Annotated in this window: 17 protein-coding genes and 1 tRNA gene; 11 read left to right on the top strand and 7 right to left on the bottom strand. The window is 71.6% G+C overall.

Translation table 11 applies throughout. The annotated features are described in order from the left end of the window. Nucleotides 1-76 precede the first annotated feature (76 nt). The gene (locus OG520_RS32075) at nucleotides 77-1,060 is read left to right on the top strand and encodes an aldo/keto reductase (RefSeq protein ID WP_266421557.1); all 984 of its coding nucleotides are present in this window, start codon (nucleotides 77-79) and stop codon (nucleotides 1,058-1,060) included. Continuing rightward, complete coding sequence (locus tag OG520_RS32070) at nucleotides 1,057-3,381, top strand: ATP-dependent RecD-like DNA helicase (protein WP_406015449.1); 2,325 nt, start codon at nucleotides 1,057-1,059, stop codon at nucleotides 3,379-3,381. Before OG520_RS32075 ends, OG520_RS32070 begins: the two co-directional genes overlap by 4 nt. Before the next feature lie 94 nt (nucleotides 3,382-3,475). Here OG520_RS32070 and OG520_RS32065 read toward each other — a convergent pair whose 3' ends face one another. Next, nucleotides 3,476-4,126: a hypothetical protein gene (locus tag OG520_RS32065; protein WP_266421553.1), complete on the bottom strand. Its 651-nt coding sequence runs from the start codon at nucleotides 4,124-4,126 to the stop codon at nucleotides 3,476-3,478. A gap of 47 nt (nucleotides 4,127-4,173) precedes the next feature. On the opposite strand from OG520_RS32065, the gene OG520_RS32060 reads away from it, so the two are divergent. Then, the gene (locus OG520_RS32060) at nucleotides 4,174-4,362 is read left to right on the top strand and encodes a DUF5703 family protein (protein ID WP_030918345.1); all 189 of its coding nucleotides are present in this window, start codon (nucleotides 4,174-4,176) and stop codon (nucleotides 4,360-4,362) included. A gap of 70 nt (nucleotides 4,363-4,432) precedes the next feature. Here OG520_RS32060 and OG520_RS32055 read toward each other — a convergent pair whose 3' ends face one another. From OG520_RS32055 to OG520_RS32045, 3 genes are all read right to left on the bottom strand, one after another. Next, nucleotides 4,433-5,191, bottom strand: coding sequence for a chaplin (locus tag OG520_RS32055; protein ID WP_406015448.1), 759 nt, complete (start codon nucleotides 5,189-5,191; stop codon nucleotides 4,433-4,435). A gap of 138 nt (nucleotides 5,192-5,329) precedes the next feature. Beyond that, entirely contained in the window at nucleotides 5,330-5,563 is a 234-nt protein-coding gene (locus OG520_RS32050) for a chaplin (protein ID WP_406015447.1), read from the bottom strand. Nucleotides 5,564-5,727: 164 nt separating this feature from the next. Further along, nucleotides 5,728-7,053, bottom strand: a complete 1,326-nt coding sequence (locus OG520_RS32045; protein WP_399330125.1) for a M20/M25/M40 family metallo-hydrolase — start codon at nucleotides 7,051-7,053, stop codon at nucleotides 5,728-5,730. 184 nt (nucleotides 7,054-7,237) lie between these two features. On the opposite strand from OG520_RS32045, the gene OG520_RS32040 reads away from it, so the two are divergent. From OG520_RS32040 to OG520_RS32020, 5 genes are all read left to right on the top strand, one after another. Next, nucleotides 7,238-7,322, top strand: a tRNA-Leu gene (locus OG520_RS32040). A gap of 161 nt (nucleotides 7,323-7,483) precedes the next feature. Further along, entirely contained in the window at nucleotides 7,484-10,369 is a 2,886-nt protein-coding gene (locus OG520_RS32035) for a glycoside hydrolase family 2 TIM barrel-domain containing protein (RefSeq protein ID WP_406015446.1), read from the top strand. An 86-nt stretch (nucleotides 10,370-10,455) separates the two neighbouring features. After that, nucleotides 10,456-11,523 (top strand): hypothetical protein, encoded by a 1,068-nt coding sequence (locus OG520_RS32030; protein ID WP_406015445.1) that lies wholly within the window; start codon nucleotides 10,456-10,458, stop codon nucleotides 11,521-11,523. Next, nucleotides 11,520-12,800 (top strand): hypothetical protein, encoded by a 1,281-nt coding sequence (locus tag OG520_RS32025; protein WP_406015444.1) that lies wholly within the window; start codon nucleotides 11,520-11,522, stop codon nucleotides 12,798-12,800. Before OG520_RS32030 ends, OG520_RS32025 begins: the two co-directional genes overlap by 4 nt. 100 nt (nucleotides 12,801-12,900) lie before the next feature. Continuing rightward, nucleotides 12,901-13,836 carry a pseudouridine synthase gene (locus OG520_RS32020; RefSeq protein ID WP_406015443.1) on the top strand — a complete coding sequence of 312 codons (936 nt, stop codon included), beginning with the start codon at nucleotides 12,901-12,903 and terminating at the stop codon, nucleotides 13,834-13,836. A 13-nt stretch (nucleotides 13,837-13,849) separates the two neighbouring features. On the opposite strand, the gene OG520_RS32015 is transcribed toward OG520_RS32020, so the two are convergent. Both OG520_RS32015 and OG520_RS32010 read right to left on the bottom strand, forming a co-directional pair. Continuing rightward, on the bottom strand, nucleotides 13,850-14,479 hold the full coding sequence (locus OG520_RS32015; protein ID WP_406015442.1) for an MBL fold metallo-hydrolase: 630 nt from the start codon (nucleotides 14,477-14,479) through the stop codon (nucleotides 13,850-13,852). Beyond that, nucleotides 14,479-15,564, bottom strand: a complete 1,086-nt coding sequence (locus tag OG520_RS32010) for an S-(hydroxymethyl)mycothiol dehydrogenase (RefSeq protein WP_399330130.1) — start codon at nucleotides 15,562-15,564, stop codon at nucleotides 14,479-14,481. The genes OG520_RS32015 and OG520_RS32010 overlap by 1 nt, the downstream gene beginning before the upstream one ends. Nucleotides 15,565-15,845: 281 nt before the next feature. Here OG520_RS32010 and phsA point away from each other — a divergent pair, with 281 nt between their 5' ends. Continuing rightward, a complete protein-coding gene (gene phsA, locus OG520_RS32005) occupies nucleotides 15,846-17,741 on the top strand; it encodes an O-aminophenol oxidase PhsA (protein WP_406016620.1) in 1,896 nt (631 codons plus the stop codon). Nucleotides 17,742-17,901: 160 nt separating this feature from the next. Here phsA and OG520_RS32000 read toward each other — a convergent pair whose 3' ends face one another. Next, nucleotides 17,902-18,603 carry a FadR/GntR family transcriptional regulator gene (locus OG520_RS32000; protein ID WP_383769354.1) on the bottom strand — a complete coding sequence of 234 codons (702 nt, stop codon included), beginning with the start codon at nucleotides 18,601-18,603 and terminating at the stop codon, nucleotides 17,902-17,904. A gap of 144 nt (nucleotides 18,604-18,747) precedes the next feature. Here OG520_RS32000 and OG520_RS31995 point away from each other — a divergent pair, with 144 nt between their 5' ends. Next, the gene (locus tag OG520_RS31995) at nucleotides 18,748-19,257 is read left to right on the top strand and encodes a gluconokinase (RefSeq protein ID WP_406015441.1); all 510 of its coding nucleotides are present in this window, start codon (nucleotides 18,748-18,750) and stop codon (nucleotides 19,255-19,257) included. A gap of 11 nt (nucleotides 19,258-19,268) precedes the next feature. Then, a complete protein-coding gene (locus OG520_RS31990) occupies nucleotides 19,269-20,666 on the top strand; it encodes a gluconate:H+ symporter (protein ID WP_399330133.1) in 1,398 nt (465 codons plus the stop codon). Nucleotides 20,667-20,786 lie beyond the last annotated feature (120 nt).

Raw genomic sequence — 20,786 nt, 5'->3', positions numbered from 1 at the left:
CCGGCAGGGGCGACTTGACGCCGGGTTGTCCACAGGCTTCCGCCGAGTGGGGTTCTGGCCAGTAATCTCAGCCTCCATGGAGCAGAGGCATCTCGGCCGCACCGGCCTTCGAGTGTCCCGGATCGGGCTCGGCACCCTCACCTGGGGCCGGGACACCGATGATCACGACGCCGCCGAACAGCTGAAAGCCTTCTGGGAAGCGGGCGGCACGCTGGTCGACACGGCCGATGTGTACGGCGGCGGGGAGGCCGAATATCTGCTCGGGCAGCTCGTCGACGGCCTGGTGCCACGGCGCGATCTGGTCATCGCGACGAAGGCCGGCAGCGTGGCCGATCCGTACCGCCGGTTCGACGGCTCGCGCGGGCATCTGCTGGCCGCGCTGGACGCCTCCCTGGAACGGCTCGGCACGGACCACGTGGATCTGTGGCAGATCCACGCCTTCGACCCGGTGACTCCGCTGGACGAGACCCTTCAGGCGCTGGACATGGCGGTGTCCAGCGGACGCGCCCGCTACGCGGGGGTGTCGAACTTCTGCGGCTGGCAGCTGGCCAAGGCGGCGACCTGGCAGCTCGCCTCGCCCGGGGTGCGCACCCGGCTGGCGAGCACGCAGATGGAGTACTCGCTGTTGCAGCGGGGCGTGGAACGCGAGGTGCTGCCCGCCGCCCTCGATCTCGGCGTCGGGCTGCTGCCCTCCTCCCCGCTGGGCCGTGGGGTCCTCACCGGGAAGTACCGGTCGGGCACTCCGGCGGACTCGCGTGGCGCCTCGGAGCTGCTGGCTCCGTTCGTCGAGCCGTATCTCGACGAGCCGGCGAGCCGCGTGGTGGACGCGGTGGCGACGGCGGCGGACGGCCTGGCCACGACGCCGCTCCAGGTGGCTCTCGCCTGGGTCCGGGACCGGCCCGGAGTGGTGGCCCCGATCGTCGGCGCGCGCAACGCGCAGCAGCTCACGGAGGCATTGTCAGTGGAGGCGCTTAGTCTTCCTGACGAGATCTGCCAGGCGCTCGACGATGTGTCGGCGCCCGTGCACCGCTATCCCGACCAGGACTGGAGCACGCTGTGACTGCGCTTCCCCGGGGGGAAACCCCCGGCTCCCCGGCCGCCGACGACGACGGCGTCGCCGCGACCCCCTCCGCCGCCGTGCCCGCCCCGTCCGCCGGGGACGAGGGGCACGCCGCGGACGAGGGATCACCGACGGCCGACGACGCCGGGGACGGAGCGGAGACGGACGACCTGGACGACACGACGGACGGCGGAACGGACACCGCCGACAACACCGGGGACGGGGCGGACGCCGAGGCCGGGGACCGGGACGGCACCGGGGACGGCACCGGGGACGGGGCCGGGGCCGGGGCGGACGCCGCCCCCGCACCGGTCTCCGAGGCCGAGGCCGAGCTCGCCGCCCAGCGTGAGCTCCGGGAGCGGATCGAGAAGCGCAAGGCCGAGAAGGAAGGCCCCATCGCCGCCGGGGCGAAGCTGAGCGGCAAAGCGGCCGACCTGCTGGCGGCCGTGCGCGCGGTGGAGAGCGGAGAGCAGCCCGCCACCTCGTTCTTCGACTCGCCCGCACCCGCCGCCCCCCGCCGGACCGCACCCGCGCCCGCCCCGGCCCGCCCGCGCGCCCCCGAACCGGCACGGGCGCCGCAGGGCGCCCCGCCTGAGGCCGTGGCCGCGACCGCCGCCGTACTGGCCGAGGGCGGGGCTCCGGCGGCGCTGGCGGGACCGGCGGCCGAGACCCTCGGGGCGCAGGCCGCCGACGCCCTGCGCGCCGACCCCTGGCAGCTGCTGGCCGTGCCGGGAGTGGGACCGGAGCAGGCGGACGGATTCGCGCGGGCCCTGCTCGGCGCCGAGTGCGGCCCGGACGACGAGCGGCGGACCGCCGCCCTGGTGGGCTGGCTGCTGGAACGGGCCGCGCTCCGCGGCCACACGGCGCTGGACGCCTCGGAGGTACGGGCCGCGCTCGCCGAGCGTTCGGTGACCGACCCCGACGCGGCCGTGCAGCACGCCGTCGCCGAGGGAGTCGTCCTGGTCTTCCAGGACGGCCCGGAGGGCCAGGACGACCAGGAGTCCGAAGCACCCGCGGAACCCGACGAGGAGGCCGGCCCGGACGCCGGGCGGGAACCGGTGCAGGTGCTGCTCGGCCTCGACCGCTACGCACTCGCCGAGGAGAGCCTCGCCGACGGCCTGGCCCGGCTGGTCAACGCCTGCGAGAAGGACGCCGACTGGACGGAGGCGGCCTCGGCCGCGGGCTCCCCGTCGGCAGCCGAGCTGATCCGCGCGGTCGCGGCCCACGGCCTCGTGGCGCACACCGGGGGCGAGGCCGCCAGGGCCGAGCCCGCCGCCCTGATCACCGCGGCCCGCGGTCTCGGGCTGCGCGCCCTGGGCACCACGCACAGCGCCGACGGCAGGCGACGGCTGGCCGAGGCGACCGGCGATCCGGAGACGGCCGTCCCCCTCGCCGGTCTGCTCTCGGGCGAGCAGGGCCCGGGGCGGGACGAGGAGGGGGCGATCGCCGTCGACCTGCTCGTCGTGCTGGACGCCCCGCAGCTGGACGTCGAGACCGCCGCGATCCTGGTCGAGTCCCTGGCCGACGGCACCCGCCTGGTGCTCAGCGGTGATCCGGGTGTGCTGGGTTCGGCCGGTGCGGGAAGGGTGTTCGCGGATGTGCTCGCGGCCCGCGCCTGCCCGCAGATCGTCTCCCGCACACCGGATCCGGGACCGATCGGCGAGCTGGTCTCCGGCATCGGCATCGGCGAGCTCAACCAGGTCGAGGCGCCCGGCAAGGAAGTGGTGATCGTCCCCGTACGCGATGCGGGCGAGGCGGTGCACCGCACCGTGCAGCTGGTGGCCGACTCGGTGCCGCGCGCCATCGGCGTGCCGTCGTCCGACACCCAGGTGATTACCGTCGGCCACGGCGGCTCGGCGGGCACCCGGGCGCTGAACGCGGCGCTGAAGCAGCGGCTCAACCCCGGACCGGGGCGGTTCGGCGGCTTCGACCCGGGCGACCGCGTCGTCCACGTCCCGGCGCCCGGCAGGGTCGTGCCCGCAGTGGTCGTCTCGGCCGACGCCGAGGGCCTGCGTCTGGACTGCGCGGGCACGGAGGTCGTCGTGGCCCAGGAGCGGGTGGAATCCTCCGTGCGCCATGGCTGGGCCCTCAGCGCCCACCAGGCGGCCGGCACGCGGTGGCCCGCAGTGGTCGTCGTGCTGCCGGGCGACGCAGTCCAGGGGCTGAGCCGCTCCTGGGTGTACACCGCCTTCAGCCGCGGGGAGCGGCATCTGTCCGTGGTGCACGGGGTGGACCAGGCGCTCCCGCGCGCGGTCGCCCAGTCCCCGGCCCAGGACCGCACGACGCGGCTGCGCACCCTGCTGGAGACCCCGGCCCGCTGACCGGGTCCCACCGGCGACGCCCGCACCGGACGGGCTCGGTGTCGAGCCCGTCCGGCCGGCGGATCAGGAGCCGTCCGCCGGCGGGCGGCACGGGTCAGACGGGGTCGAGGCGGGCCGGTTCCTCGTCCGGTTCGTCCTCGTCGAAGACGGCGCTGACGTCGAAGCGGCAGACCACCAGCTGCGGATCGGCGTCGTCGAAGGGCGCGCCGAGCCACTCCCCCGCCTCGGGGAGCTCCTCGGCGGCCGTGACCCAGAGCGTGGAGTCGCCCTCCTCCAGGCCGAACTCCGTGTGCCGGGAAGCGATCTCGTCGGGTTCGTACTCCCCGAAGAGCACTCCGAGCGCCGCGTGGACGCTGGAGCCGACGACCGCGGCGCTTCCGCCGCGTTCGCCCTGATCGAGGTCGGCGATCCGCTGGGCCTGTGCGAGCAGCCTCGGCGGCTCCACCACCGCGTAGTCGCGCCGGATCAGCAGACTGAGTGCGTTCGGCTCCTCGGGGCCGGTGTACGGCGGTAGCGAATCCTCCGCACCCGGGATCTCGAAAGGGGTGACTTCGTCGTACCGGTCGTAGAGCAGTTCGTCGTAGAACTCGGCGGCAGCGGCCAGTGCGTTGAACGCGTCATAGACGGCCACGTCGTCGTCCCCGGTCCGGCGTTCGACCGCCTCGAGGTGGTGGTCGAGCGCGGCTTTGACCGCCTCGGCGGCGGCGCGTACCTCGGCAGCGGTGGGCTGCGCAGCATCAGACATAGTGCAGACGCTATCCGTACACGGGCTCTGCCCGCACAATAGATGCGATGCCGGAATACGAATTTGTCGATGTGTACGTACCGCGCGGGGTGTCCCGGAAGGAGACGGCCCGCCTGCTGACCGACCATGCCGAGTACGGTCACTGGGAGTTGGACCGGCTGACGCTGCGCCGCGACGGCAGCCGCAGGGTGCGCCTGCGCCGACGGATCATCCGCCAGCTCCGAGCCACCTGGTGAGACGGAGCGGGCCCCGCAGTCGCGGGACCCGCCCCCCCTTTCGTCGTGCTTGCGTCGCTGCCCCGGTCCGCTAGGCGGACATCCGGGCGCGGCGGTAGAGCATCGTGCCCGCACCCGCCAGCAGCAGACCCGCGCTCGCCGGGATCAGCAGGTCGAGCCCGCCCGCTCCGGTGTGGGCGAGCTGCGGGACGTTCTGCTCCTCGGGCACGTTGGGCACGACCGGCTTCTCCGGCGCCGGGGGCTTGTGCTCGGTGACCGGGGTGACCGGGGTGACCGGTGTGACCGGTGTGACCGGTGTGACCGGCGGCGGCGTGACGACGTCCGTGCTGTTCCCGCAGTCGTTGCCGAAGGTGGGGTTGAGCAGACCGCCGATGGTGACGCTGTTCCCGCAGGCGTTCACCGGGATGTCAATGGGCACCTGGATGTTGTTACCGGACAGCACTCCCGGCGAGCCCTTCGCGACGCCCTGGGCCGTCGACCCGCCACCGATCGGGGCCCGGTGCTTGCCCGCGCCGGGCCGACTCGCCTGGGTCAGGTCGCCGGAGACATGACTGCCGGAGGCGTGCTTGCCCTGGGAGTCGTCCTGCGAACCGTTTCCGCAAGTGTTGCCGAACGCCGGGTTGAGCAGCGCCACGACGTCCACGGAGTTGCCGCACACGTTGACCGGTACGTGGACCGGGATCTGTACCGAATTCCCTGACAGCACCCCCGGGGAATTCGTCGCCTCGCCGGACGCTCCCGCGTCCGCGTGCGCGTAGCCGCCACTCAGCGCGAGCACGCCGCCCGCTGCCGCCATGGTGATCAGGCCTTTACGCGTGACCTGTCGCATAGGTTGTTTCCTGCCTTCTACCTTCCGGAAAACCCCCGGACTTGACCGTGCGGGGGCGGAGTACCCAGCAGCCCCGGAGTGCATGGCGTGCACTTCGGGGCCGACCGGGTTCAAACCCTTACGGGTTGACGCACAACATCAGGCGTTGAAGCAGGGGTTGCCGAAGGCGGGGTTCAGCAGCCCGATCACGGAGACCGTGTTACCGCACGCGTTCACCGGCACGTGGACGGGCGCCTGAATGGTGTTGCCCGAGATCACGCCGGGGCTGCCGAGAGCGGCGCCCTGGGCACCGGAATCCGCGACGGCCATGCCCGCACCCGCGAGCACCAGACCACCAGTGACAGCCGCAGCAGCGACGACCTTCTTGATCATTATTCCTCCTAGTTGGCAATGCGGTCCCAGCCGCGGACCGCATCACTTGTAACGAGGAAGAGGTAATCAAGCTACGAGCGTATCGCCCCTTTCACTCGTTCCGGTCAAATACGCACACGCTGGCGATTGTTGGTGCGGAAAGTCGGCGGAAATCCGGCAAGGCGTCAGGAGTTGTCAATGAAGCGGTCGAGCACCCGCACGCCGAACTTCAGACCGTCCACCGGTACACGCTCGTCCACGCCGTGGAACATGCCCGCGAAGTCGAGCTCCGGCGGCAGCTTCAGCGGGGCGAATCCGAAGCAGCGGATGCCCAGGTCGTCGAAGGACTTGGCGTCGGTGCCGCCGGAGAGCATGTAGGGCACGGCACGGGCGATCGGGTCCTCCGCCTTCAGGGCGATCTGCATGGCGTCGACGAGCGAGCCGTCGAAGCTGGTCTCCAGCGCCTTGTCGCCGTGCACGTCCTCGCGCTTCACACGCGGGCCGAGGATCCGGTCCAGATCGGCCAGGAACTCGTCCTCGTAGCCGGGCAGGAAACGGCCGTCGACATGGGCGATGGCCTGGCCGGGGATGACGTTCACCTTGTAACCGGCGCCGAGCATGGTGGGCGCGGCGGAGTTGCGGAGCGTGGCGCCGACCATCTTGGCGATGCCGCCCAGCTTGGCGAGCGTGGCCTCCATGTCCTCCGGGTCGAGCGGGGTGCCGAGCGCGTCCGACAGCTCGTCCAGGAAGGACCGTACGGTCTTGGTCACCCGGACCGGCCACTTGTGCCGCCCGAGCCGGCCGACCGCCTCGCAGAGCTCGGTGATCGCGTTGTCGCCGTTGGTCATCGAGCCGTGGCCGGCGGTGCCGTCCACGGTGAGCCGCATCCAGTGCATGCCCTTCTGGGCCGTCTCGACGAGGTAGAGCCGCAGCTTCTCGTTCACGGTGAAGGAGAAGCCGCCGACCTCGCCGATCGCCTCGGTGACCCCCTCGAAGAGGCCGGGGTGCTTGTCCACGAGGTACCGCGCGCCGTACGTACCGCCCGCCTCCTCGTCCGCGAGGAAGGCCAGCACGATGTCGCGCGGGGGTTTGCGGCCGCTGCGCATCCGGTCGCGGACGACCGCGAGGGTCATCGCGTCCATGTCCTTCATGTCGACCGCGCCGCGGCCCCACACGCAGCCGTCCGCGACCTCGCCCGAGAACGGGTGGTGCGTCCAGTCGTGGGCATTGGCCGGAACCACGTCGGTGTGCCCGTGGATCAGCAGCGCGGGCCTGGACGGGTCCTCGCCCTCGATCCGCGCCACGGTCGAGGCACGACCCTTGTGGGACTCGAAGATCTGCGGCTCCAGCCCGACCTCGGCAAGCTTCTCCGCGACGTACTCGGCCGCGCCCCGCTCCCCCGGTCCCGAATGGTCCCCGTAGTTGCTGGTGTCGATCCGGATCAGCTCACGACAGAGGTCCACGACCTCGTCCTCGCCGGAGCCGGTCCAAGCCGTGTTGGTCTCGCTCACGCTGCTTCCTTCCACTGTCGCTGTGGTGCTCCCCCTCATCCTCCCGCGCCGGGCCCGCACACCCAAGGGCACCCACCCCTCGTCATGCGCCCTTCACACAGTCCTGGGCGTGATCGAGCACCCCCGAATGTTTGCTATTGTTTTCCACGTCGGAACGGGCCGGAGCCCGCGAGACAGACACCTTGTCCGGGTGGCGGAATGGCAGACGCGCTAGCTTGAGGTGCTAGTGCCCTTTATCGGGCGTGGGGGTTCAAGTCCCCCCTCGGACACAGAGCAAGTGCCGATCAGGAGAAATCCTGATCGGCTTTTTGCGTTGTGGCCCGTGCGGCGCGGGCCGGCCGTGCGGCCGGGCACCCTTGTTGAATCGGTTCATCCCTCACTAGCGTCCGAGGCTCCAGCAGCACGGAGGCTTTGCCGAGCGAGGAGTCCCATGAACCGCACCCGCACGCCCGCCCTGACCTGGTACGAGGACATGGGTCCCGGATCGGGCGGGCTGGAGCCGCGAGCCTGGTACGCGGGGTCGGACGCCGGGCGGATGCCGCTGAACGGGGAGTGGCTCTTCCGGCTCTCACCGGGCGCCGCCACCCGGGACGAGTCGTTCGCGCGCCCCGGGTTCGACGCCTCGGGGTGGGCGACGGTCGAGGTTCCCGGGCACTGGGTGCTCCAGGGTGCCGGCGGGGCTCCCGCCTACACGAACGTGGTGTACCCCTTCCCCGTCGATCCGCCGAGGGTGCCGGCCGCGAATCCGACCGGGGACCATCTGCGGACCTTCGACCTGCCCGCCGGATGGGCCGGGGACGGGGACGTGGTGCTGCGGTTCGACGGGGTGGAGTCCTGTGCCAGGGTCTGGCTCAACGGCCGGGAGCTGGGCGCCTTCAAGGGGTCACGGCTGCCGCACGAGTTCGCCGTCGGCGGGCTGCTGCGGGCCGAGGGCAATGTGCTGGCCGTGCGGGTGCACCAGTGGTCCTCGGGGAGTTATCTGGAGGACCAGGACCAGTGGTGGCTGCCCGGAATCTTCCGGGACGTGACCCTGCTGGAGCGGCCGCGGGGTGCGCCCCGGGACTTCTTCGTGCACGCCGGGTACGACCATCGCGACGGGTCCGGGACCCTGCGGGTGGAGTGCGCGGGGGCCGAGGGGCGGGTCCTGGTGCCCGAGCTGGGTGTCGACGTCGCGACGGGCGAGGCGGTGACCGTCGCGGTCGAGCCGTGGACGGCCGAGACGCCCCGGCTCTACGACGGGGAGCTGGTGACGTCCGGGGAGCGGATCGGGCTGCGGGTGGGGTTCCGCAGTGTCGTGGTCGAGGACGGGCTCATCCAGGTCAACGGGCGCCGGGTGCTCTTTCGCGGGGTGAACCGGCACGAGTTCCATCCGGAGACCGGGCGGACCGTGGACACGGCGACCATGCGGCGCGATCTGGTGCTGATGAAGCAGCACAACATCAACGCCGTGCGGACCAGCCACTATCCGCCGCATCCCGCCTTTCTCGACCTCTGCGACGAACTGGGGCTCTGGGTGATCGACGAGTGCGACCTGGAGACGCATGGCTTCGCCGGGCAGGAGTGGCGCGGGAACCCGGTGGACGACGAGCGGTGGACCCCGGCACTGCTCGACCGGGCGGCGCGGATGGTGGAGCGCGACAAGAACCACGCGTCGGTGATCATCTGGTCGCTCGGCAACGAGTGCGGGACGGGGCGCGGGCTGAGCGCGATGGCCGAGTGGATCCGGGGACGGGATCCGGAGCGGCTGGTGCACTACGAGGGCGATCCCTCCTGCCGGGACGTCGACCTGTACTCACGGATGTACCCGGCGCACGCCGAGGTCGAGCTGATCGGCCGCCGGGCGGAGGAGCCGTGGGCCGACCCGGAGTCGGACGCGCGGCGGCGTGCGATGCCGTTCCTGATGTGCGAGTACGCGCATGCGATGGGCAACGGTCCGGGCGGACTCTCCGAGTACCAGCGGCTGTTCGAGCGGTACGAGCGCTGCCAGGGCGGCTTCGTCTGGGAGTGGATCGATCACGGCATCGCCCACCCCGAGCACGGCTTCGCGTACGGCGGGGACTTCGGCGAGGAACTGCACGACTCCAACTTCGTCTGCGACGGACTGCTCTTCCCCGATCGCACCCCCTCCCCCGGGCTGATCGAGTACAAGAAGGTCGTCGAGCCGGTGCGGATCGAGCCCGTGCCCGGGGCGGACTCGGTACGGATCACCAACGGGTACGACTTCGCGGGACTGGCGCACCTGGACTTCGCGTGGTTGCACGAGGTGGACGGCGAGCCCGTCGGATCCGGTGTGCTCGATGTGCCGGAGCTCGCACCCGGTGCGTCGGCCGGGGTGCGGCTGCCGATGGACGGTGCCGGGGTGTGGACCGTACGGGCGGTACTGGCCCGGGACACCGACTGGGGCGAGCGCGGGCATGTGGTCGCGTGGGGGCAGACGGAGACGGGCCCGGCCGTCGTCCCCGCCGCCGCGGTGGGCGAGCGGCCGGAGCGGGGCGAGGGGCTGATCACCCTCGGGCCCGGGGTCTTCGACGCGGTGACCGGGGCGCCGGTGCGGCTGGGGCCGGTGCCGGTGGAGGGGCTTCGGCTGGATGTGTGGCGGGCGCCCACCGACAACGACAACGGTGCGGCGTGGCAGCCGGACGAGCGGTACGGGGTGCGGTGGCGGGAGTCCGGGCTGCACCGGATGCTCCACCGGACCGACGCGGTCGAGGCCGACGAGGACTCGCTGCTCGTACGGACCCGGGTGGCGCCGGCCGGGGTCGGGCTGGGGCTGCGTACCGCGTACCGGTGGACGGCCGACGGGGAGCGGCTGGGGCTGACCGTGTCCGTGGTGCCGGAGGGCGAGTGGCGGGTGCCGCTGCCCCGGCTGGGCATCCGGTTCGGGCTGCCCGCCGCGTACGGCTCGGCGCGGTGGTTCGGCGGCGGGCCCGGTGAGGCGTACCCGGACACCCGGGCCGCCTCGGTGCTCGGCCGGTGGCGGATGTCGGTGGACGCGATGCAGACGCCGTACGTGCGGCCCCAGGAGAACGGTGCGCGGGCCGACGTCCGGTGGGCGGAGCTGACGGACGGCAGCGGTGCGGGGGTGCGGGCCGAGGGGGGTGCGCCGTTCTGGTTCACCGCGCGGCGGTGGACGAGCGAGCAGCTGGACGCGGCGGAGCACCGGCCGGGGCTGCGGGCCGGCGAGACCGTCTGGGTCAATCTGGATCACGCGGTGCAGGGCATCGGTTCCCAGTCGTGCGGGCCGGGCGTGCTGCCGGAGTACCGGCTCGACGCGCGGGCCGCGGAGTTCTCCTTCGTGTTCACGCCGCTGGGCTGACGGCGCAGGGGCCCGATCCGCGCTCCGGGAGCGACGACGTACCATCGGGGCTTTGCGCGATCTTGGTTCTTCGCGGGGGGCATGTGATGGGCGGCAGGCGCGGACGGCGCGGAGCGATACTGGCCGGGGCGGCCGCCGGGGCGGTGCTCGTCTCCGGCATCGGGCTGTGGGCGACGGACAGTCGGCCGTTCCGGGACAGCTATTGCTGGGGGGCGTGGGAGCAGAACAGTGATGCGGCCTTCCTGGGTGACGACGGGCTCGCCAAGTCCGGCTCCGAGCGGAGCGCGACCCAGTCCGCGCCGCCCTCGGCCGGCCGTCACCACGCCAGTTGCACGGTCACGGTGACCTCGACGGTCCCGGACGACGACTCGGACGAGCCGCTCTCCTTCAAGGAGCAGGTCATCGTCGAGTACGGTCCGGTCCCCGCCGGGGCCGAGGACCACCGCGCCTGGATCGCGCGGTACTTCGACGGCTCGGGGGCACGGCTGCCCGACGGTCTCGACGGACTGGTCGCCGGGGACCGGGCCATGCTGGTCCTGCCCGAGGCCTGCGATGTGGACGGCAGGCCGTCTGCGGTGACGATCCGGAGCGGGAGCACCGGTGACGGCCATCTGGGCAAGGTCACCATGCCGTTCACGATCGGCACCCGGTCCGCGGTCGCCCGGATGCTGCTGGACGTGGCGAACACCGGCATGCGGAAGGCCGGTTGCGCTCCGGAGAAGCCGCTGCGCACGACCTCGCCCTTCGTGACGGTCCCCGGGGACGCGGAGAGTGCCCGAAGTCCGCTGTGCCGGATACCCGGTGTGACGCTCGACCTCGGCCGGGGCTACGGCTACCGGCAGCAGGTGGGTGTGGTCGACGAACGGCTCCAGACGTGTTCGGTGGTGTGGCGCGCGCGGGGGCTGCCCGACGAGCCGGCGGCGCAGTACGTGATGACGGCCGAACCGCGCCTGGTCGCGCTGTTCGAGGGCCTTCCCGAGGGCGTCGGCAACGGGCTCGTGCGCACCGAGTGCGACGGGCGGCGGACGGTGTTCTACGCGAACCTCGGCTCCGGGCTGGAGGGTGCGGGCCGGCCGGACGACCGGAAGGTGTTCACGCACTTCACCGAGTCCGTGAGCAGGCGCATCGGTTGTGGGACCGGTGAGGGCGCATGAGCGACGAGGACGCCGGAGAGAACGGGGCAGCGGCAGTGACGGCAGCGGACGGCGAGACCACGACGGATCCCGGGGAGGGGACGCGGGAGCACGAGCCCGGGAAGCGGACGCAGGAGCAGGGGCCCGAGGACCGGACGCAGGAGCACGGGCCCGAGCAGGATCCGTCCGCGCAGCCGGAGCCCGCCACCGCGCACGTTCCGGTGCTGCGCCGTCTGCTGCGCAGCCGCACCGCCCGTGCCGTCACCGCCGCCGGGCTGGCCGGTGCGCTGCTCGGCGCCGGTGCGGTGGCCTGGCGCACGGACACGCTGCCGCTCGTCGGCCCCGCCCCCTGCTGGGACTCGCTCGGCGACTCGACCATGTCGGACCTCTTCGGTGACCGCAGGACCGAGGCCGAGGAGCAGACCCTCCAGGCCGATCCGGTCGGCCGGGGCGACTCGTACGGGCAGTGCCGCATCACCAGTTACAAGGACGACAGGGCCCGCCGCCAGGTGACCCTGCGGGTGCACCGGCTGGACGGTCTGAGGGGCACGGACGGGCGCGACTGGCCCGCGGAGTTCCTCACGGCCGACATGGTCCCGCTCGGCGACGGGCTGCCGGGGCTGTCCTCGTCGTCGCGCGCCTGGCTGGCGCTGCCGCAGAGCTGCACCGGGCGGGACGAGTTCACCGGCCCCACCGTGGTGGACATCGCCATGGGGCCGACCGGACTCGACCTCGCGTCGGACTACGGGCGGGAGGACCGCGCGGCGCTGACCCGTGCGGTGGTGGAGGCCACCAACGGAGTCATCCGCGACTTCGGCTGCTCCGGTACGTACCGGACAGCGCGCACCCTGCCCGCCCCGATGGAGCGGAAGAAGACGGACGCCGATGCCTTCTGCGGCATCAAGGGCTTCGCGCTTCCCGAGGCGCACCGCAAGGATCTGACCCGCACGCGCGTCGGCGGCGACGGCGGGCCCGCCCGGGTCTGCGAGGCCGGCGGCTCCTACAACCCCGCCGTGCGGCTGACGACGGTCACCGACGCGGCGCTGTCCGAGATCTTCTCCTCGGGCACGCTCAGGACCGGTCTGTACGTCAGGGGATCCAAGGGCTCCGGCTCCATCGACGGGACCAGGGCCGTCTACCGGACGAGCTGCCAGACCGGTCCGGTGGTCTTCGTGGTGGAACAGCTGGACCACACGGAGCACTCGGTCGCCGGTCTCGCCCGTGAGCTGCTGCCCGGCTATGTCGCCGCCGAGGCCGAGCGCATCGGCTGCGGTCCGGTGACGCTGCCGGGCTCCTGACGGCACCGGGCCGGCGACCGGCGATACTTTTGCGGACACCCCGGGCGACAGAGCGAGGAGCCGGCACCATGAGCACCGCCGCAGTGGTCGGCGTTCCCCGATGAGGGGGCGTGCGAAGCCCCCGTCGGCGCCGCTGCCGCAGCGGGACGGGATCGATCCGGTCCGGCTGCGGCTCCCCGAGGATCCGGACGGGGCGTGGCCGACGGTACGTGACCATCTCCTGGCGCGGTTCGCGGGCGCGATCGGGGCGCGGCGGGTGGACGCCATGTTGGCCGAGGGCCGGTTCGTCTCCGTACAGGGCCCGGTGTCCGCCGACGAGCCGTACGCCGCGGGCCGGTACATCTGGTTCCACCGGGATTTCGCGCCGGAGGACCCGGTGCCGTTCCCGGTCGGTGTGGTCCACCGCGACGAGCATCTCGTCGTCGCCGACAAGCCGCACTTCCTGGCGACGACGCCGCGCGGCCGGCACATCACCGAGACCGCGGTGGCCCGGCTGCGCCGCGAGCTGGATCTGCCTCGGTTGCAGCCGGCGCACCGGCTGGACCGGCTCACCGCGGGCCTCGTCCTGTTCGTCGTACGGCCCGGGGAGCGGGGCGCGTACCAGACGATGTTCCGGGACCGCCTGGTGCGCAAGGAGTACGAGGCGGTGGCGCCGTACGATCCCGCGCTGGTCCTGCCGCGGACCGTGCGCAGCCGGATCGTGAAGGAACGCGGGGTCATCGCCGCCCATGAGGAGCCGGGCGAGCCGAACAGCGAGAGCCGGATCGAGCTGCTGGAGCACCGGGAGGGGCTCGGCCGCTACCGGTTGCTGCCCGCCACCGGGCGGACCCATCAGCTGCGGGTCCATATGAACGGCCTGGGGCTGCCGCTCGTCCACGACCCGGTCTATCCGGTGGTCGAGGCGGAAGGAGCTCCGGACGACTTCTCCCGCCCGCTCCAACTCCTCGCCCGGGTACTGGAGTTCACCGATCCGGTCACCGGCGATCCGCGCCGCTTCGAGAGCGGGCTGCGGCTCTCCGCGTGGCCGGACCGGTGAACGCCGGCGGTCGTCAGTGACCGCGGGCGATCCACTCGTCCAGGTGCGGGGCCTCCGCGCCGATGGTGGTGGAATCGCCGTGTCCGGTACGGACGGTGGTCTCCGGCGGGAGTGCGAGCAGCCGGTCCCTGATCGACGCGACGATGGTCGGGAAGTGGGAGAAGGACCGTCCGGTGGCGCCGGGCCCGCCCCGGAAGAGCGTGTCCCCGGTGAAGACGGTGGCCGGCTCGGGGGCGTACAGGCAGACGGCGCCCGGGGCGTGGCCGGGGGTGTGCAGGACCTTGAGCGTCGTTCCGGCGACCTCCAGCTCCTGGCCGTCGGCCAGTTCGCCGTCCGGGAGGCGGTCCGGGTGGGTCTGCTTCCACAGCGGCAGGTCGTCGGGGTGCAGCAGGATCGGCGCACCGGTGGCGTCGGCGAGGGCCGGGGCCGCGTCGATGTGGTCGTTGTGCGCGTGCGTGCAGACGATGGCGCGCAGCGTACGGCCGTTCAGCGCGTCCTCGATGGCGGCGGCGTCATGGGCGGCGTCGATGACGATCGCCTCGGTGTCGTCGCCGACGATCCAGACGTTGTTGTCGACGTCCCACTCGCCGCCGTCGAGGGCGAAGGTGCCGGAGGTGACGAGGTGGTCGATGCGGGCGGCCATCAGAGGACCACCACCGAGCGCAGCACGTCGCCGTCGTGCATCCGGGCGAAGGCCTGCTCGACGTCGCCGAGTCCGATGGTCTCGGTGACGAACGCGCCGAGGTCGATCCGCCCCTGCTGGTGCAGATCGATCAGCATCGGGAAGTCGCGCGAGGGAAGGCAGTCGCCGTACCAGGAGGACTTGAGCGAACCGCCGCGGCCGAAGACGTCGAGGAGCGGCAGCTCCAGCTGCATCTCCGGGGTGGGGACGCCGACCAGGACGACGGTGCCGGCGAGGTCGCGGGCGTAGAAGGCCTGCTTGTACGTCTCCGGGCGGCCGACCGCCTCGATGACCACGTCCGCGCCGTTGCCGCCGGTCAGGGAGCGGATCGCCTCGACCGGGTCGGTGGAGCGGGAGTTGACGGTGTGCGTGGCGCCCATCGTCTTCGCCGTCTCCAGCTTGCGGTCGTCGATGTCCACGGCGATGATCTTCGCCGCGCCGGCCAGCCGGGCCCCGGCGATCGCCGCGTCACCGACACCGCCGCAGCCGATCACGGCGACCGAGTCGCCGCGGCCGACCTGTCCGGTGTTGATGGCGGCGCCGATGCCCGCCATCACGCCGCAGCCGAGCAGCCCGGCGACGGCCGGGGAGACCTCCGGGTCGACCTTGGTGCACTGACCGGCGGCGACCAGGGTCTTCTCGGCGAACGCGCCGATGCCGAGGGCCGGCGACAGCTCCGTGCCGTCGAGGAGCGTCATCTTCTGCTTCGCGTTGTGGGTGTCGAAGCAGTACCAGGGGCGGCCACGCAGACACGCGCGGCACTGCCCGCACACGGCACGCCAGTTGAGAACGACGAAGTCGCCGGGCGCGACATCCGTGACGCCCTCGCCGACGGACTCCACCACGCCCGAGGCCTCGTGGCCGAGCAGGAAGGGGAAGTCGTCGTTGATGCCGCCCTGCTTGTAGTGGAGGTCGGTGTGGCAGACGCCGCACGCCTGGATCTTCACCACGGCCTCGCCGGGGCCCGGGTCCGGGATCACGATCGTCTCGATCCGTACCGGCTCGTTCTTCCCCGGTGCGATGACCCCTTGCACCTGCTGCGACATACCGTGGTCTCCCTGTTTCCGTCTATGTACGAAGATCGAACACGAACAACCGTACGCCCCGTGAGGGTGTCACGGCGGCGCGCCGCGTTGGCGGGAAACGGCTGCCCTCCACCCGGTGGGATGTACCGCTTTCGGTCAGATGATGCACATCGCTGAACGTCGGCGCTCTCCAGGCGGTCCTTTGATACACAGGGGCCGCCGGACCAATACCTGCGGGGGCAGGGGTCGCGTGGTCCACCAGCAGTGGAATTACGGATCATGGGGGAAGAACCTTGACCGAGATCGCTGAGACCACGGAGAAGATCAGTCAGCGGACCGACGAGCCGGGTCCGGCTCCCGATACTGCCGCGCTCGGGGCACCGGTCGGCGGACTCGTGCCGTACACCGACGCGTTGCCCGTCCCGCCGGTGCTCCGCCCGCAGAGCGGGGACGTGCTCCGCGAGACCGAGATCGCCCTGTCACCCACCTGGGTGCGACTGCACGCGCAGCTGCCGCCGACCCTGATGTGGGGGTACGACGGCACGGTGCCGGGTCCGACCATCGAGGTGCGGCGCGGGGAACGGATCAGGATCGCCTGGACCAACCGCATCCCCAAGGGCAGCGAGTACCCGGTCACGGCGGTGGAGGTCGGTCCGGTCAAGCAGGGCGAACCGGCACCGCACAACCGTCCCGGCCGCGACGGCGTCGAGCCGAACGCGGACGTCGCCGCGCTGCCCGCCTGGACGGTGACGCATCTGCACGGCGCGCAGACCGGTGGAGGCAACGACGGCTGGGCGGACAACGCGGTCGGCTTCGGCGACGCGCAGCTCTCGGAGTACCCGAACGACCACCAGGCCACGCAGTGGTGGTACCACGACCATGCCATGAACATCACCCGGTGGAACGTGTACGCCGGGCTCGTCGGCACGTACCTGATCAGGGACGACGAGGAGGACGCGCTCGGCCTGCCGTCCGGCGACCGGGAATTGCCGCTGATCCTCGCCGACCGCAACCTGGACACCGACGCGGACGGCCGGCTCAACGGGCGGCTGCTGCACAAGACGACGGTGATCACCGAGGCCGATCCGGAGACCGGGAAGCCGGTGTCGCTGCCGTTCCTCGGCCCGTACACCACGGTCAACGGCCGTATCTGGCCGCATCTGGACGTGGACGACGCCTGGTACCGCTTCCGGCTCGTCAACGCGTCCAATGCGCGGATCTACGATCTGGTGCTGGTCGACGAGGAGAACAACCCGGTGCCGGGCGTGATCCGGCAGATCGGCAGCGACGGCGGGCTGCTGCCGCGCCCGGTGCCGGTCGACTTCGACGAGGTGCTGCCACGGCTGACGATCGCCCCGGCCGAGCGGATGGATCTGCTGATCGACTTCTCGGCGCTGGCCGGCCGCCGGGTCCGGCTGGTCAACCGCGGCGGGCTCGCGCCGGGGGTGCCCGACCCGGCGGCGAACGTGCCGTTCCCGCAGGTGATGGAGTTCCGGGTACGGGAAACGGGCCGGCGGGACGGTTTCGAGCTGCCCGAGGTGCTGTCCGGTTCGTTCCGGCGGTACGAGCACGGCCAGGTGGAGCACGGGCACCGGCTCGTGGTGCTGACGGTGCCCGGCACGGTCGGCGGCGGCGGTCACCCGGAGATCTGGGAGATGGCGGAGGTCGAGGACCCCGCCGGGGTCCAGGTGCCGTCGGACGGTGTCGTCCAGGTCCGGGGCGAGGACGACACGGTGCGCACGTACCGCAGGATCTCGCGGACCTTCAACGACGGTCTCGGCTTCACGGTGGGCGAGGGCGCCTACGAGCAGTGGTCGTTCCTCAATCTGGGCGCACCGACGCATCCGATGCACATCCATCTGGCGGACTTCCAGGTGATGGGCCGGGAGGCGTACAAGCTCGACGGCTTCGATCCGGCGATCGGCGGAACCCGCTCCCCCGTGGCGTTCGACCACGGCACCACGGTCCCGACGGCACCGAACGAACAGGGCTGGAAGGACGTCTTCCGGGTGCCCCGGGGGCAGTTGGTGAAGGTGCTCGGGAAGTTCGACGGGGCGTACGGGCGGTTCATGTACCACTGCCATCTGCTGGAGCACGAGGACATGGGCATGATGCGGCCGTTCGTCGTGATGCCGCCCGAGGCGGTGAAGTTCGACCACGGCGCCGGGCACGGCGGCCACCACGGGCACAGCGGCTGACCTTCCGACTGCTCGGACCGGCGGCCCCCGCGGGATCGTTGACGCTGTTGGTAATTAACCAACAGCGTCGATCGTTCCGCGGGGGCCGCCGCGGGTCTCAGGCCTCGTGGACCCGCCTGCCGCCGACGTACGTCTGCCGGACGGTGCCGCGGTACGGGTCTCAGGGGGCGAGGACGTCCAGCTCGTGCAGGGCGCCCACCGCGATCTCCTTCGTCAGCCGCTCCGCCTCCACGGCGTCGCCCTCGCGCACCGCCTCGGCGAGCCGGACGTGGAGGGTGACCGCGGCCGGGTCCGGGTCCTCGAACATCACCTGGTGGTGGGTGCGGCCCGCCAGGACCTCGGCGACGACGTCACCGAGCCGCGCGAACATCTCGTTGCCGGAGGCGTTGAGCACGATCCGGTGGAACGCGATGTCGTGCTCCAGATAGCCCTCCAGCTGCTGGCCTCGCGAGGTGGCGACCATGCCGAGCGCGCACTCGGTGAGGGCAGCGCACTGCTCCGGGGTGGCGTTGCGGGCGGCGAGGCCGGCCGCGACGGGTTCGATCGCCGAACGCAGCACGGTCAGGGAGCGCAGCTGGCGCGGGCGGTCGGCACCGGCCAGCCGCCACCGGATGACCTGCGGGTCGTAGACGTTCCACGCCTCGGTCGGCCGCACGGTCACGCCGACCCGGCGCCGGGACTCGACCAGGTGCATGGACTCCAGGACGCGGATCACTTCGCGTACGACGGTGCGCGAGACGTCGAAGCGCTGGGCCAGCTCATCGGTGCGCAGGACCTGCCCCGGCCGGTGCTCCCCCGCGGCGATCTCCAGACCCAGGGTGTCCAGCACATGTGTATGCAGCCCAGGGCCCTGTGTGGTCATGAGCACAGCCTACGGGGCGGCCTTCAGGAACAAAAAGTACGACGTTTACGTCACAGCATCTTGAATAAGTCGTACGTATAGGTTTCAGTAGCGCGACGGACCGATGTCGAGGAAGACGTCGAACAAGACTGCGAGGCACCACCAATGAGCACCCCCCACGTCGTCGTGGTGATGGGCGTAGCAGGGACCGGCAAGACCACGATCGGCCCCCTGCTCGCCGCCGAACTCGGCGTTCCGTACGCAGAGGGCGATGACTTCCATCCCGCGGTGAACATCGCCAAGATGTCGGCCGGCACTCCGCTGGACGACTCCGACCGGTGGCCCTGGCTCGACGCGATCGGCCAGTGGGCGCACGGCCGGGCGGAGCTCGGCGGAGTGGTGAGCAGCTCGGCGCTCAAGCGGGCCTACCGGGACCGGCTGCGCGCCGAGGCACCCGGCGCGGTCTTCCTCCACCTGACCGGCGACCGGGCTCTGATCGAGGCACGCATGGCGGAGCGCAAGGGGCACTTCATGCCCACCGCGCTGCTCGACTCGCAGTTCGCCACCCTCCAGCCGCTGCGGGAGGACGAGGCCGGCGTCTCGGTCGATGTGTCCGGCACCCCCGAAGAAATCACCCAGCGAGCCGTCGCCGCGTTGCGCCGGCTCGATAACTAAGGATCACCACCGTGACCAGTCTCAGCGTCGAGATGTTGGCAGCGGACGCCGTCGAACCGATCACTTCGGCAGGCAACGCGCAGTTGGGTATCGCCGTTCTGGCGGGCATCGCCGTCATCGTTCTGCTCATCACCAAGTTCAAGATGCACGCGTTCCTCGCGCTGACCATCGGCTCGCTGGCGCTCGGCTCGTTCGCCGGTGCCGCCCCGGCCAGGACGATCGCGAGCTTCACCGCCGGCCTCGGCTCGACCGTCGCGGGTGTCGGTGTACTCATCGCGCTCGGCGCGATCCTCGGCAAGCTGCTGGCCGACTCCGGTGGCGCGGACCAGATCGTCGACACCATCCTCGCGAAGGCGAGCAGGCGCTCCATGCCGTGGGCGATGGTCCTGATCGCCTCGATCATCGGCCTGCCGCTCTTCTTCGAGGTCGGCATCGTGCTGCTGATCCCGGTGGTGCTGCTCGTCGCGAAGCGCGGCAACTTCTCCCTGATGCGGATCGGTATCCCGGCGCTGGCCGGTCTCTCCGTGATGCACGGTCTGATCCCGCCGCACCCCGGCCCGCTGGTGGCGATCGACGCCCTCGGCGCCAACCTCGGTGTCACGCTGGCGCTGGGTGTGCTGGTCGCGATCCCGACCGTGATCATCGCGGGGCCGCTCTTCTCCCGCTACGCGGCGCGCTGGGTGGACATCAAGGCTCCGGAGAAGATGATTCCGCAGCGTCCCTCGGAGGATCTCGACCGTCGTCCCAGCTTCGGCGCCACCCTGGCGACCATCCTGCTGCCGGTCGTGCTGATGCTGATCAAGGCCCTGGTCGACATCGTCGTGGACGACCCGGAGCAGGGCCTCCAGAAGGTCACCGATGTGATCGGCTCGCCGCTGATCGCGCTCCTGGCGGCCGTCATAGTCGGCATGTTCACGCTGGGCCGGGCGGCCGGTTTCTCCAAGGGCCGGCTCTCCACCACCGTCGAGAAGTCCCTTGCCCCGATCGCCGGTGTGCTGCTGATCGTGGGCGCGGGCGGCGGGTTCAAGCAGACCCTGATCGACGCCGGCGTGGGCCAGATGATCCTGGACTTCTCCAAGGACTGGTCGATCCCGGCGCTGCTGCTGGGCTGGCTGATCGCCGTCGCGATCCGGCTCGCGACCGGTTCGGCGACCGTGGCCACCATTTCGGCGGCCGGTCTGGTCGCCCCGCTGGCCGCCGACATGTCGACGTCCCACGCCGCTCTGCTGGTCCTCGCCGTCGGCGCGGGCTCGCTCTTCTTCAGCCATGTCAATGACGCCGGGTTCTGGCTGGTGAAGGAGTACTTCGGCATGAACGTCGGCCAGACGGTGAAGACCTGGTCGGTGATGGAGACCATCATCTCCGTGGTCTCGCTGGCCTTCATCCTGCTGCTTTCGCTAGTCGTCTAGGGCCTGTCCGGCGGATCAGGGTCGGACAGGGCGCGGCGGCTGGTGCGGTGCATCGCAAGGCGCCGGAGCGTCCTAATAGCGGAGCTATTCGGACGTTTCGGCAACGCTGCGAGGTGCCGT

Source organism: Streptomyces sp. NBC_00984, assembly GCF_045162475.1.
GTDB lineage: Bacteria > Actinomycetota > Actinomycetes > Streptomycetales > Streptomycetaceae > Streptomyces.
The sequence above is the reverse complement of the archived record's forward strand: the minus strand, read 5'-3'. Positions and strand labels throughout refer to the sequence as shown.

What these genes read in the sequence shown, in the direction of transcription:
- OG520_RS32035 (WP_406015446.1), top strand. Translation starts at nt 7,484, where the DNA reads ATGAACCGCACCCGCACGCCCGCCCTGACCTGGTACGAGGACATGGGT.
- OG520_RS32010 (WP_399330130.1), bottom strand. Translation starts at nt 15,564, where the DNA reads ATGTCGCAGCAGGTGCAAGGGGTCATCGCACCGGGGAAGAACGAGCCG.
- OG520_RS31995 (WP_406015441.1), top strand. Translation starts at nt 18,748, where the DNA reads ATGAGCACCCCCCACGTCGTCGTGGTGATGGGCGTAGCAGGGACCGGC.
- OG520_RS32020 (WP_406015443.1), top strand. Translation starts at nt 12,901, where the DNA reads ATGAGGGGGCGTGCGAAGCCCCCGTCGGCGCCGCTGCCGCAGCGGGAC.
- OG520_RS32050 (WP_406015447.1), bottom strand. Translation starts at nt 5,563, where the DNA reads ATGATCAAGAAGGTCGTCGCTGCTGCGGCTGTCACTGGTGGTCTGGTG.
- OG520_RS32075 (WP_266421557.1), top strand. Translation starts at nt 77, where the DNA reads ATGGAGCAGAGGCATCTCGGCCGCACCGGCCTTCGAGTGTCCCGGATC.
- OG520_RS32015 (WP_406015442.1), bottom strand. Translation starts at nt 14,479, where the DNA reads ATGGCCGCCCGCATCGACCACCTCGTCACCTCCGGCACCTTCGCCCTC.
- OG520_RS32025 (WP_406015444.1), top strand. Translation starts at nt 11,520, where the DNA reads ATGAGCGACGAGGACGCCGGAGAGAACGGGGCAGCGGCAGTGACGGCA.
- OG520_RS32000 (WP_383769354.1), bottom strand. Translation starts at nt 18,603, where the DNA reads ATGACCACACAGGGCCCTGGGCTGCATACACATGTGCTGGACACCCTG.
- OG520_RS32030 (WP_406015445.1), top strand. Translation starts at nt 10,456, where the DNA reads ATGGGCGGCAGGCGCGGACGGCGCGGAGCGATACTGGCCGGGGCGGCC.
- OG520_RS32065 (WP_266421553.1), bottom strand. Translation starts at nt 4,126, where the DNA reads ATGTCTGATGCTGCGCAGCCCACCGCTGCCGAGGTACGCGCCGCCGCC.
- OG520_RS32055 (WP_406015448.1), bottom strand. Translation starts at nt 5,191, where the DNA reads ATGCGACAGGTCACGCGTAAAGGCCTGATCACCATGGCGGCAGCGGGC.
- OG520_RS32060 (WP_030918345.1), top strand. Translation starts at nt 4,174, where the DNA reads ATGCCGGAATACGAATTTGTCGATGTGTACGTACCGCGCGGGGTGTCC.